The sequence below is a fragment of the Streptococcus mitis genome, from assembly GCF_001579045.1.
Lineage (GTDB): Bacteria > Bacillota > Bacilli > Lactobacillales > Streptococcaceae > Streptococcus > Streptococcus mitis_D.
Genome location: NZ_KQ970261.1, coordinates 606,029 through 618,851, shown reverse-complemented (window position 1 = coordinate 618,851; position 12,823 = coordinate 606,029). Strand labels below are relative to the sequence as shown.

Sequence of the window (12,823 nt, the reverse complement as noted above, 5' to 3'; positions counted from 1 at the left end):
ATTCTTCATCAACACTATTTGACAAAGAGCCTAAAAATACCTAGAAAAAGGATTAGATTTCTCTAATCCTTTGAAATGATGGTTCTATAATGAATGAATATATTACTCCACTTAGCTCAGACTCCTTCCAATCGGTCTTCGCTGTCACTCGCCTTCTCGGGAAGTCCTTGCATAGATGGAACATATACTTCTTCGGTCGCTTTGCTTCCTCACGATCTTAACAATATTTTCGATCTTTGTTTATAACTCCCGAGCACAAGCATTTTAATATTATTTTTCTCCTAACCATGTCTCAAAATTTGAGACTAATTCCTGTACCTCATTAAAAAATCTGCTGGTATGGTAACCGTCGCAAACCGCATGATGCACCTGTACAGACATAGGTAATAAAATTTTATTATCCTGCTGAAAATACTTACCCATAGTAAAAATAGGGATTAGATATGTTGCATCATTATATATATTCAAGTTGAATCCGGTAAAATTCACCCAAGGAATGCTGGACACATTAATTGTGTTAGCAGGTTGACCTGCCTTAGGCATGAAATTCATAACGTCGCTATAGTTTCTGATATCCTCAAGGTAATTATAGTAGAAACGTGGGAAGTTCTCGTCATACTCTGTCCAAATACTTGAAAAAGTTTCGTTATCCTTATGAAAGATAGTATAACTTGGGTTCATACTATCCCAGTATCCTAACTTACCGTTTTGATCAAAACTGGTGCGGAACTCCTTGTGACGATTAACTACAGTTGTGATGATATAAATAAGCGTAGGGTACAGTTTCAGGCCCTTAAGTTTAATTTCACGCAGTAAACTAGTTATCTCTAAATTTGCAGTCATACTGTAAGTGCACCTTACCGCATTTAAATAATGCTCAAAGTATGGCTTTCTATTCCAATCCTCTATATCTATCAAATTAAATTTCATAAATTAGCCTCCTAAAATTTTATTATTTAATTTTAGAAGGCTAATTTAACTGCCATCATCATCTTGCAACCTCCTGCTATCCAAGCATCTATATTTATAAGCAAGTCCATTATACCATATAGAATCATGTAAATCAAATAGGGTCATAGAATATAAAACAAATACACTTGCTACTACAAATATATCCTTTATTAATTCGTGTTATTCCACCAATACGAATCAGCATGATATGTAATTGTTAGTTATACGGATTATCCTCAGCTGCTTCTTGCAATCCTTTGAGAATTTGCCACCATTGCAAAGCATCTTTCTCTAGCTGCTTTATAAAAGCATTCTTACGTAGCCTTCAATATCATCTGGAAATCGAAAAGCCAGTTTCATCTTTAATTCACCATACTCTAAAGCGATGTCAGGATGTGTACGCAGAAAGTCCCTTACCGCTATATGCCTATTAATATCTTTGTGATTGCTTTGCTCAAAAATATGAATCTGGTGTGTTCTATTATCGCCACCCTTGCGGAAATATCTCCGTCTTTCAACACCAAATTCACCCATACACTCATATCCAATGGCTACAAATTCTTCGTTATGCTTATCAACCAAACTAATATTTGTCACTACAGGCATTATATCAATGATTGGCTTAGCGGATAACCCTTTAACTGCTGTACTACCAATATGGTAAATCTCCACCAATATATCCTTCAATATGTTCCTTATCATCTGTGATTCATTTTCATACTCTACTTCCCAAAAGGGGTCATACGGAACTACTCGTATAAACAATATTAAACCTCCAATCTCGTTCTCAACGAATAATATTTACGACATTTTTACGAAGGGCAGCCTGTTTCGGCTCCTCTGCAGCATAACCCATAACGACAGACCCGTAAACAATATGATTTACGGGAACATCAAGATCTGATAAAAGCTCACGGATTAAGGGCATGTTTGTGAGTCCTGGCAGCTGATTTAGCCAGCAGGAACCAATACCGAGTGAGTGTGCTGCCAGCATCATATTCCCGATGGCTAATGCTGAATCCGGCATAGAGTTTCCGTTGTCCTTTAAGTTAGAAACAATAATAAAGGTAGGGGCATGATACAGGAAATTTGAACTCTCGTCTTTCGCTTTTTCAACAAGGCTCACAACATAAGGATGCGTTTCTGCTACAACAGGTATAGATATAAGGGTTAGGCGAATAGCCTCATTCACTTTTGCAAGTACACTGGTTTTTTGAATGACTGTAAACTTCCAGCTCTGTGTTCCCATCCCGTTAGGCGCATAGCTTCCCGCTGTTAGAATGGTATTTAAATCCTCCTCTGATATCTGAGTCCCTCTAAAAGTTCGTATGCTTCTTCTTGTTAATATGTTTTCTATTATACTATTCATTGGTAGTCTCCTTCTTTAAAAAAATTATTCTCGTATTTATCGCTATCTCTATTTTTTACAAGCTGCATATAGAAATCGTCCATAACCTATTTCGGCTACATTTTTCATCAATTCTCCATTTAACCATAATGCAGTATCAGCAAAGCTTCTACCCTCAAGTGGCCATTTTGCATACTGCTGTGATTGATATTCTGCATCCGACATATTGATTAATTTTTCAACCCATTTATCATGAAGAGTTTTTATTTCTTCTTTTGCTTTTTCAACACTTCCAGGCCAAGTAATGTCTTCCTTTTTCAAGGTACCATCTCCAAAATTGTAATCTAACGTAGTGCGCCACCAATATATAATATGCCACATAATCCATGCAATACTGGACGGTCCAATCTCGTAACTTTCGATTTCAGGCCAATCTATACTCCATCCATCGTCTTGCCTTCTTATCTGCAGACCCATGGGACTGAATGTCCAAAGTGCCTCTGTCTCCTTTAGATTCTCTGTGTGATAAAGATAAAGTTGCCAGCACATGTCTATCTGAAATAGTATATTCTCTTTTATTTCGATATCTCTCATTGATTTTAATACTCCTTATTAAAATTATTTTAGTATACATTAATTTTTGCCAAAGAAAAAAAGTCTTTATACTTTTTAACAATGGAGCCGCCAGCCAGTACAGACTACATTGACCGGCGACTACCTTAAATTTAATGTTTCAGATTTATTTTCTTATCACTAATTTCATAAACCACATCAGCCACATTGTCGAGTAGCCGTTTGTCATGGGTGATAAACACTATAGTTCCAGTATACTCCTTCATTAATATTTCCAAAGCCTCTAAGCTTGGTATGTCAAGGAAGTTACTCGGTTCATCCATTAGCAGGATGTTATATCTACCCATAAGCATTTTAGCCAGCAACAATTTAATAATTTCTCCGCCGCTTAAAGCAGATAAGCTTTTTCCAATATCGTTTTGTTTAAGCCCTATTGATGCTAGAACCGAACGAATTTCTGAAACATTGTATTCACAATCCTCCTGCATAAACTCCATGACTTTCTGATTACCGTTGTACTTGTAACTATTTTGTGCAAAGTAACCTATTTTTGCCTTAGGTGAAATAGAAATTCCATCTTCATGGTTTATGATCATTTGGATTAAAGTTGTTTTTCCTGTTCCATTGCCACCAGTTAGCGCCACTTTTGCTCCTAGGGGAATTTGAAAAGATGCTTTTTCAAACAGTATCTTATCCCCAAATATTTTAGTAATTTCCGTACCGACAATAGGATATGGATTGTAGAGTGCCAATGCATCACTTTGCCTGAAACGAATCCTGCGAATGTCTTCTGGAGCTTCTACATTTCCTAAGGCCCCAATCCTATGGTCTAGGGATTTAGCGGCATTATGCAACTTTTTTTCCTTACTTCCTATTGATTTTTGATGAGCTAAACGTCCTCCGCCTTCAGTGCTTTGTTTTTTTGAAGCACCTTTTGCCTTCTGTTCTATTTTTCGAGCCTGTTTTCGCTTTTCCTCTGCAGCCCTTTCCAATCGGCCACGTTCCGCAACAAATAGTTCGTATTCTGCTGCCTGGCTCTTGCGTTCTTCCTCTTTCTGGCGAAGAAAATCAGAATAGTTTCCCCAATACTCAGTGATTTTTCCATCTTTCAGTTCCCATATTTTATCTACTACCTCATCAAGAAAATATCGGTCATGGCTAATAACTAACAGTGCACCTGTAAAATATTTTAGCTGTCCAATTAGAAAATCAATTCCTTCATGGTCTAAATGACTGGTAGGTTCATCGGCTAAAATACCATGAACCTGTGCCGATAAGGCCTGTGCTATTTTAAGCCTTGTTTCTTCACCACCGCTCATAGTCTGTATATTTAATTGCTCAACACCTAGCTTGCCTACAAGTGCAAAATCTTTTTCCTCCTGCAGAGTTACTTCGTCCAACTGGGGAATATAGGCAAGTTCACCCAGACGATTCATTTTACATCCTGGGGGAGTTAATTCTCCTAAAAGTACCCTGAGTAAAGTGCTTTTTCCAGCACCATTTGCTCCTACTAAACCAATACGGTCATAATCATATACTTCTAATTCATTTATATCTAAAACATCGCGTCCTTTGAATTCCACACGAATGTCTTTTGCTTTTAATATTAATTCCATAACATTTCCTCCTGTCTATAATCGCATGCTTTCATTTGCTTGTATGCAGGGAAAACCCTGCGATTTTAGCAGGAAGAGTTACATGAAAATAAGATACATAAATATTCCTCCAATATTGTTTATTTTAAATCTAATTTTCTAACCTCAGTTATCATTTGGCAAACTATAGCAATGCCAATAATTAAAATACCTGATAGTAAAAACCAATGATTTACACCGATTTTATCAGCAAAGAATCCAGAAAGAATTAACCCAATTGGCATAGCAAGTGACATGATACTTCCGATCAAAGAAAATACACGTCCTAAATATTCAGGCTTAATTTTCTCCTGAAAAAGAGCTGTTTGCACACCGCTATAAAATGGCACCGAAAGCCCCATTATTGCACAGCAAACTACGAATATTACAAATCCATTTGGAGGAAGTATTCCCGAAACGGCTAAACTGGTCCCCATTATAAAAAATGAACTTGTTATTAGTAATACATGCTTTTCGAAGCCCCCTAATCTTCCTAATAATAAGCCTCCTGCTAGCATCCCAAATGCAAAGGAAATTTCCGTAATAGAAATATGCACAGGCGTTCCATTAAAGTGTTCCATGCTTATTAAAGGAAATAGTGCATTGATTGGCATATAAACAAAAGTATATAGTGTTCCTAAGAGTAATAAGGCAAACAATCCTTTGTTTTGTCTCAGAACCACAACTCCTTCTTTCATCTCCCTTATGAAATTTGGTTCTAAACTTTGCACTTGATTACCCAGCTTAGGTATACGTACAATTGCTACCGTAATAGATGCAATCACAGCACCCAATACGTCGATGGCAATAATAGCATTTAAATCCCAAACGGAGTATAAGAGTGCTGCAACTGCCGGACTAACAATATAGCTTATAGACTGCAAAGACTGACTATAGCCTGCGCATTTCGTTAGCTGTTCTTCTGGTACTAAAAGTGGTGTAACCGCATTGAGTGCTGGGGTATGAAAAGCTGTTCCAATGCTACGGATAAACAATACTATCATAATCATCCAGACAGGTAGCTCCATACAGAATGCAACAATAGCAAGCACTGCACCAGCTGCTGCGATAATTAAATCGGCACCAATCATTATCTTCTTCCTATCATGACGATCCACTAGCACACCAATGGCAGGTCCCAAAATCGCATAGGGTAAAAAACCTACTAATGAAGCCATAGACAAGACCATCGCAGATCCTGTTTTTTCTGTAAGGTAAAAAATAATCGCCATTTGCAGGATGGCACTAGTGATTAATGATACTGCTTGCCCTGCCCATATTGCATAAAATTTTCGTTTCCAATTGTTGTATTTTTCCATTTATATTATCTCCTGCATATTATTTTGCTTGAATTTCTATTTTGAATAGCATTCTAGGCAATAAAAAATGCAGGCCAAACCCCACAATGTGGCTTTTGGTCTGCATACATACAATTTGGAAACATTCATATTAAAGACATAGTTAAATAAAGGTATAGTTAAATAACCAATATCCTCACCGTAACTAATGAATGCTCAATATCGTATAAATAAGCACAACAAAAAAGCCTATCATCGGGTATAGATTCTGCTTTTTTTATTGCCAGCTTATCTTAAACGCATTGAGGCTGTCATAGTTTCGGTTCCTCCTAAATTCTTATTTGGATCATCATATATTTTAACACAACAAGTCGTTTTAAGCAACTTTAAAATTAAAAAAATCCAATATTAACCGCCAAAGGGTGTTAGCCCTTAATTGGCGGTTAATATTCTATATCTCTTCGTCAATCTCAATCCCAGACTTGAATTCAACGGTGAGCTTATCTTCATATATCGTTACTTTTTCAATAAGCCGCCTTACCAACTGCTCATCATATTCCTCCAACTCTGCGGATTGTTTATTCAAGAAATCAGTCATTTCAGCGATTCGTTGCCTTTTTCCTTCTCGCTCTGCATTTTCAACAAGTGCATTTTGCTTCAATTCTCGAAGGCGGTAAATTTCATCAGCCACATCTTCATAGTCATTCTTGGATTTGCTTGAATAAGAAGCTGTTGTTGTAATTCTTCCAATTTGCTATCAATGTCATCAGTGGCATTATCATTTTCTCCATTAAATACAGTAGCTATATTTTTCTGTAGCACCTTGAGGAATGGGTCTTTGTTAGCCAAAAGTTCGTTAATAGCCTTAACAACTGCTTTCTGCAATGTTTCCTCATTTATGGTAGGGGCAGTGCATTCAGACCCTTTTTCCTCCAATCGGCTGACGCATCTCCAAACAATAGATTTGTAACCTCGGTTATTCCAATGTACTCGTCGATAAATATCACCGCAATGTCCGCAGTAAACAATACTCGATAAAGCATACTTACTGCTGTAAACTCGCTTTTTACAGCCCTTGCCACCGCGAAGATTTGCTCTTCGAACCATCTCTTCTTGAACCTGCATAAAAAGGTCTCGTGGAATGATAGGCTCGTGGCTATTTTCTACATAATATTGGGGAACGATGCCGTTATTCTTGACTCGCTTTTTAGAAAGGAAATCAACCGTATATGTTTTTTGTAGAAGGGCATCACCGATGTACTTTTCATTCTGCAATATCTTTTTCAGTGTTTCCGGTCTCCATTTGGCTTTGCCTGCCGCTGTAAGGATACCGTCAGCTTCTAGTCCTCTTGCTATCTGTAAAAGACTAGCACCTTCAAGGTACTCTCTGTAAATCCGTTTAACAACCTCAGCACCCTCTGGGTCAATCACCAGTTGCTTGTTTTCATCCTTGGTGTATCCAAGGAAACGCTTATGGTTGACCTGGACTTCGCCTTGCTGATATCGATACTGAATTCCCAGCTTAACGTTCTGACTTAAGGATTGACTTTCCTGTTGGGCAAGGGATGCCATGATGGTCAGCAATACTTCACCCTTAGAATCCATGGTGTTGATATTCTCTTTCTCAAAGAATACCGCGATGTTTTTATCCTTTAACTGCCGGATGTATTTAAGGCAATCTAACGTATTTCTGGCAAATCGGCTGATGGATTTTGTGATGATCATGTCAATATTTCCAGCCATGCACTCTTCAATCATGCGGTTAAATTCATCACGCTTTTTGGTATTTGTACCTGTGATACCGTCATCCGCAAAAATATCCGCCAATTCCCATTCCTTGTTCTTCTTAATATAATTTGTATAATGTTCAATCTGAATGTCATAGCTTGAAGCTTGCTCCTCACTATCCGTTGAAACACGGCAGTAAGCGGCCACTCGTATTTTGGGTTTGCTTTCACTATTTTTATTATTTCCGACTCGTTTAATTGCCGGAATGACTGTTACATTCCTACTCACTGCCACTTGTTATACCTCACTTTCTATCAGACTGTAGGCATATTCCGCCTGCTTGTATGGATCTTCATATTTTTGCACCAGAGGTTTTGATTTGAACTTTACAGGGTAATCCCTTACCGGTTCATCTTTAGGCTCCCATATCCTTCCGAGCTTTTCTGCTCGTTTTCGTTTTTCTACTCTGGCTTTTTCAAAGGTCTCTTCATCAATAATTGGAGGGTAGAATTCATCGCCCAAGTAATGCTTGTTCTGCAACATCTTACTTGCTGTGGCATGGTAGCAGTCTATCCCAGCTTTTTTAGTAGCACCCTTCAAAGAAAGTCCTGCAAGTATCCTGAAAATAATTCTTTTACTTGTTCTGCTGCTATTTCATCTACAACAGCCTTTCCATCTTCAATTCTATATCCATAGGGTGTGTGACCCATCTAATTCACCAACCTTTCCTTCAATGTGATTCCACATTTTAATTCAAATCCAACTTCCTCTCGTGAAAATACCATAATCTTTTCTACGTAATTTTCAAACAGCTCATCCTCATAGGCTGTAAGCATTTGGGACTTAGTTGCAAACTTAAGCAGACGGTCAACCTCTTCAACTTTTGTAAAATTCCCATTGACGGAACGAGTAAGTTGATCCTTTTCGACAAGAAGCCTTTCTCTTTCTGCTTCCAATGAATTCTTTTCTTTATTAAACAGAGCAGGTTCCAGATATCCTTTGGCCATTAAACCCGTCAGCATCTGACTCTGCTCCATGTTGTTTTCAATCTTAGTTTCCAACTCTTCAATTCTACGAAAACTCGCTACATTATTCTGGTTACGTAACCTATTCAAAAGTGGTCTTAATATGAACTTCTGACCGTAAATGAGTTTATTCATCATCGTAACAAAAGCAGTCTTTATATCTTCATCTCGAATGAACTGCATAGAACATTCCGTTATATTGCCTATATGCTTACTACAGCACCAAGCAACATATTTTCTTCCAGATGAATGAATTCGTCTTTTAAAGGTACTGCCACATTCCGAGCAAATAATTTTGCCAGAAAAGGAATATCGGTTTTGATATTTACTGTTGCGCTTTTCGATGCCTTTTTCCTTTGCTCTCTGATTGAGAACGACATCTACAGCTTCAAAATCTTCATGGCTAATAATTGCCTCATGATGGTTTTCTACTAAGTACATATTTTTCTCACCGTAATTGGTGTGCCTGTTAAAATGGCTGTCAGTATAGGTCTTTTGCAAAAGTACATCACCAGTATATTTTTCATTAGTCAAAATTCCTCGAATGGTAGTAGCCGTCCAACGGCCACCTCTTTTTGAAGGGATACCCTTTTGATTAAGATCATTTGCAACTTTCTGTGTACCTTTACCCGATAACACTTCTGCAAAAATATACTTTACAATTTCAGCCTGCTTAGGAATTACTATCATTTGACCATCCATGTTTTGATAGCCATAGGGTGGATAGGAAATTTTAAAGGTTCCGTTTTGAAATCGTCTTTGAATGGCCCACTTCGTATTTTCTGAAATGGAAATCGATTCGCTTTCTGCAAGTCCGCTTAAAATAGAGAGCATCAACTCGCTTTCCATTGTCCCCGTATTGATGTTTTCTTTCTCAAAATAAATATGAACCCCAAGGCCGATCAGTTTGCGAACCATCTCCAAGCAGTCTGTAGTATTTCTCGCAAATCGGCTGATAGACTTGGTAATGATGAACTCTATCTTGCCGTCCTCACAATCAGCAATCATAGAAAGAAGTCCGGCACGGACATCCTTTTTTGTACCCGTGATTCCTTCGTCATAGTAAAGACCCACATACTCCCATTCGTCATTGGAACGGATGTAATTTTCATAATGGGCCTTTTGTGCCTCAAGGCTGATAAGCTGCTCATCACTGGCTGTGGATACACGGCAGTAGGCTGCAACCTTCAGCTTTTTCTTTTGAATCAGGGTTTCGTTTACCCCGATTTTCGTTATCTTTTTCATCAACTCACCTCGCTTTTTGGGTAGTGACATATTCCCGTACTATCGCAGAAATATCAAGTTATTTAGCCCATAATCTCTGACAAAAACGGGGAGAAAGTTTTGCGATTTACAGCCGATATTTTGTGGAATTCATCCACAGAAATCATGCCGAACATGAACATGGTTTCGAGCATTTTCTGTGCCATGTAAAAGTCGTATTCACGCTGCAATTCCTCCTGCGTAATCTCGTGTGCCACGGCGTTAGGTATCTTAAAATTCTCAATCTGTTTTACTTCCATTGTGATTCCTCCAGTCCGGGGAACGGTGGAAATGTTCCCTCTGCCTATAAGCGAAAAGACAGGCTGAATCGAACCCCCTAAAGGCAAAAAAATAATGCCCTTCAAGGAAAAATCCTCAAAGGGCATCGTGTTAGTTCGGAATTTTGAGTTTCCAACCGCTATAAATCACATTGGAAGAAAGTCCATTCAGTTTCTTGATTTCGGTGTATCTGCTGCCTTTGCCGAGATATTTCACGGCAATATCCCAAAGGGTATCGCCCTTCACAACCGTATGGACACGGTAATCCGGCTCGGCTGTGCTGTCGGCAGGATAAATGGCAGTGCCGTCATTGGCAAAAACAAAAGTACCAGGGTTCTTATCTGCGGCCGCCTTTGCATTGGAAAGAATACGATACGCACCTACCTGGGATTTGCTGTCCTTCCAGGTCTTACGCACACGGTAATAACCAGTAGTCAGCTTTTCGGGATATGTCACCGTAGGCTCTGCAGGAGTTTCGGTTTCCTCCTCATCGGTAGTCGCCAGGAGTGCCTTGACCTCGGCACGGAAGGTATCCATGCTCTTGCCGTGCTTTGGAAACCAGTGCATCACATCGCCGTGGTTGGATGCCACGCCCTGCTTGTAACCTTCGGAGTGGCAGATGATGTTCTGTTCGGTCAAACCGTACTCCTTACAGAGGTAGGCACAAAGTTCAACGGCCTCACGGTACACCTTCTTAAAGTAGGCATAATCCGAAAGACCGTCCTCGCAGATTTCAAAACCGATATGGGTATTGTTTGCACTCCCCCCAGCGTGCCAACCACGATGATTCCAAGGGAGAGTTTGGTATGTGGCAATCGTGCCGTCAGCCAACTTGCCGATAAAGGCATGAACGCAGACCTCTCTGCCGCCGGGATGGTAGGTGTTCCAATGATTGCCGTACTGGTTTTTACCGAGCAAACCATCATCAGGACCTACATAGCGTTTTAGGTTCGGGTTGTTTGCACCCGTGGAATGAACCATGATACCCTTAACCGTGATTTTCCTGCCTGCTTTGTAACAGGCGTTTTCCGTTAAAATAAGTTTGTGTAAATTCATGTTACTTTCCCTCACTTTCCTTATTGTCGCGGTCATGGAGCTGCTCCAAGATTTCCTTCATCTTCTCCGGAATCGGCAAACCAAGATGGGATGCGTTTTCCAAAAGGCTGACACCTTCATTGGAGATGTAGAAGAAAATAACCGCCGTTCTCAGCACACTGCCGTCACCGATGACATTGGCATCCAGGATGTGTGCCACGCCGACCATCGCAAAAATCAACACTTTTCGACAAATGCCCTTAAATCCGACCGAACTGGAAAGGTTCTTGTCCACCACAGCACACATGACTCCCGTGATATAATCCACAACCACGAAAACAATCAGTCCGTAAAGCAGACCGTCAAACCCACCGAGAAACCAGCCGAGCCAACCACCGATGGCGGCAAAGATGATTTGAATGGTGTTCCATAAATCCTTCATAGTTAAATCCTCGCTTTCATAATTTTTTGTATGCAAAAAGGGCACCCACCACATGGCGGATACCCCGTAAGGTTCTATAATTTTTAGGGTTGATGGAATTTTTCCACCAACCCTATTTTGTGTATACAAAAAGGCCAACATCCATTATATTAAAAGCGCTGAAACCTAAAACAAAAGGATGATGACCATATGAACAATATACTAGAAGCTACACTACAAATCAAAGATAAAAACATGATTTGGGATAATAAAGTTCAAGAGAAGGTATTTAAAAAGAGAAAATCTTTATTTTATTCAGCTACATATACGCATAAACCAGAATTTTGTACTGTTTGTGGATGTGTTAGCCAAAATAATAATATCGTTAAAAACGGCACGAAAACATCTCGTATCACTCTCTGTTCTGTTTCAGGCCTTCCGGCCTACTTAAATCTACGCAAGCAGAGATTTCTCTGTAGAGAATGCGGCTCTTCATTTACCGCAGACACTAGTCGAATCGTAGAAAAACACTGTCATATCTCTAAAAGATTAAAAAATGAAATCAAATCAAAAATTAGTGAAACAGTATCTGAAACATATATCGCAAAAGAAACAAATGTTTCAGTTCATACTGTAAGACGTATCATAGATGATACAGCACGATTATTGACCATTAAACCATTACACGATTTACCTGAGCATTTGTGTTTTGATGAATTTAAATCCGTTAAATCTTCCGATAGTAATATGAGCTTCATTATTTGTGATAGCACTACACACAAGCTGGTCGATGTTGTACGAGATAGAAAATCTTACAGTTTGAAACAATATTTTTATCGTTTTGAGCCTAAGACTAGATTAAAGGTAAAAACCATCTCTATCGACATGTACGTACCGTACATTCAATTAATAAAAGAAATGTTTCCTAACGCTAAAATTATCATTGATCCTTTTCATATCGTACAAGCCTTAAATAGAGAATTAAATCGAACTCGGGTACGTGTCATGAATAAGCATCGCTATAAAGACTCTAAATTATATCGAAAGTTAAAACATTATTGGAAGTTAATTTTAAAGAACTCTAATGAACTTCAGAACTATAAATATAATCGTTATAAGCTTTTTGAAAGCTTCATAACAAGTAAAGGAATCGTAGATTATATCTTAGAAAAAAATCCATCTCTTAAAAATGATTATGAGGTTGTACATTCACTTCGTGAATGTATACAGGATAGAGATTATATAGAATTCAAGGAAACGATTGAAGT

The 12,823-nt window shown here is 38.7% G+C and carries 11 protein-coding genes and 2 pseudogenes; 1 reads left to right on the top strand and 12 read right to left on the bottom strand.

The features are described 5' to 3' along the window. Positions 1–270: 270 nt before the first annotated feature. The 12 genes and pseudogenes from catA to SMIDD28_RS02770 all read right to left on the bottom strand — a co-directional run bounded on the left by catA (position 271) and on the right by SMIDD28_RS02770 (position 11,576). Positions 271–930: a type A chloramphenicol O-acetyltransferase gene (gene catA / locus SMIDD28_RS02825; RefSeq protein WP_061424521.1), complete on the bottom strand. Its 660-nt coding sequence runs from the start codon at positions 928–930 to the stop codon at positions 271–273. A 321-nt stretch (positions 931–1,251) separates the two neighbouring features. Further along, positions 1,252–1,653 carry a GrpB family protein gene (locus tag SMIDD28_RS02820; RefSeq protein ID WP_231075124.1) on the bottom strand — a complete coding sequence of 134 codons (402 nt, stop codon included), beginning with the start codon at positions 1,651–1,653 and terminating at the stop codon, positions 1,252–1,254. 85 nt (positions 1,654–1,738) lie between these two features. Then, the gene (locus tag SMIDD28_RS02815; protein WP_061424519.1) at positions 1,739–2,320 is read right to left on the bottom strand and encodes a nitroreductase family protein; all 582 of its coding nucleotides are present in this window, start codon (positions 2,318–2,320) and stop codon (positions 1,739–1,741) included. 48 nt (positions 2,321–2,368) lie between these two features. After that, positions 2,369–2,893, bottom strand: coding sequence for a DinB family protein (locus SMIDD28_RS02810; RefSeq protein ID WP_031577803.1), 525 nt, complete (start codon positions 2,891–2,893; stop codon positions 2,369–2,371). Positions 2,894–3,024: 131 nt separating this feature from the next. Next, positions 3,025–4,488 (bottom strand): ABC-F type ribosomal protection protein Msr(D), encoded by a 1,464-nt coding sequence (gene msr(D), locus SMIDD28_RS02805; RefSeq protein ID WP_061424515.1) that lies wholly within the window; start codon positions 4,486–4,488, stop codon positions 3,025–3,027. Between the two features lie 119 nt (positions 4,489–4,607). After that, positions 4,608–5,825 carry a macrolide efflux MFS transporter Mef(A) gene (gene mef(A) / locus SMIDD28_RS02800; protein WP_000417519.1) on the bottom strand — a complete coding sequence of 406 codons (1,218 nt, stop codon included), beginning with the start codon at positions 5,823–5,825 and terminating at the stop codon, positions 4,608–4,610. 430 nt (positions 5,826–6,255) lie between these two features. Then, positions 6,256–7,826, bottom strand: a pseudogene (locus tag SMIDD28_RS02795) (recombinase family protein). A 3-nt stretch (positions 7,827–7,829) separates the two neighbouring features. Continuing rightward, positions 7,830–8,242, bottom strand: a pseudogene (locus tag SMIDD28_RS02790) (recombinase family protein). Further along, positions 8,243–9,802 (bottom strand): recombinase family protein, encoded by a 1,560-nt coding sequence (locus tag SMIDD28_RS02785; protein WP_061424514.1) that lies wholly within the window; start codon positions 9,800–9,802, stop codon positions 8,243–8,245. A gap of 62 nt (positions 9,803–9,864) precedes the next feature. Continuing rightward, on the bottom strand, positions 9,865–10,080 hold the full coding sequence (locus tag SMIDD28_RS02780; RefSeq protein WP_061424511.1) for an SHOCT domain-containing protein: 216 nt from the start codon (positions 10,078–10,080) through the stop codon (positions 9,865–9,867). A 130-nt stretch (positions 10,081–10,210) separates the two neighbouring features. After that, positions 10,211–11,155, bottom strand: a complete 945-nt coding sequence (locus tag SMIDD28_RS12060) for an N-acetylmuramoyl-L-alanine amidase (RefSeq protein ID WP_061424509.1) — start codon at positions 11,153–11,155, stop codon at positions 10,211–10,213. Between the two features lies 1 nt (position 11,156). Continuing rightward, positions 11,157–11,576: a phage holin family protein gene (locus SMIDD28_RS02770; protein ID WP_061424590.1), complete on the bottom strand. Its 420-nt coding sequence runs from the start codon at positions 11,574–11,576 to the stop codon at positions 11,157–11,159. 189 nt (positions 11,577–11,765) lie between these two features. On the opposite strand from SMIDD28_RS02770, the gene SMIDD28_RS02765 reads away from it, so the two are divergent. Beyond that, the coding region (locus tag SMIDD28_RS02765) for an ISL3 family transposase (RefSeq protein ID WP_061424507.1) at positions 11,766–12,823 on the top strand (1,058 nt) is incomplete at its 3' end.

Bases quoted from the DNA above. Each gene is read 5' to 3' on its own strand.
- catA (WP_061424521.1), bottom strand. From the start codon at position 930: ATGAAATTTAATTTGATAGATATAGAGGATTGGAATAGAAAGCCATAC.
- SMIDD28_RS02820 (WP_231075124.1), bottom strand. From the start codon at position 1,653: ATGATAAGGAACATATTGAAGGATATATTGGTGGAGATTTACCATATT.
- SMIDD28_RS02815 (WP_061424519.1), bottom strand. From the start codon at position 2,320: ATGAATAGTATAATAGAAAACATATTAACAAGAAGAAGCATACGAACT.
- SMIDD28_RS02810 (WP_031577803.1), bottom strand. From the start codon at position 2,893: ATGAGAGATATCGAAATAAAAGAGAATATACTATTTCAGATAGACATG.
- SMIDD28_RS02785 (WP_061424514.1), bottom strand. From the start codon at position 9,802: ATGAAAAAGATAACGAAAATCGGGGTAAACGAAACCCTGATTCAAAAG.
- SMIDD28_RS02780 (WP_061424511.1), bottom strand. From the start codon at position 10,080: ATGGAAGTAAAACAGATTGAGAATTTTAAGATACCTAACGCCGTGGCA.
- SMIDD28_RS12060 (WP_061424509.1), bottom strand. From the start codon at position 11,155: ATGAATTTACACAAACTTATTTTAACGGAAAACGCCTGTTACAAAGCA.
- SMIDD28_RS02770 (WP_061424590.1), bottom strand. From the start codon at position 11,576: ATGAAGGATTTATGGAACACCATTCAAATCATCTTTGCCGCCATCGGT.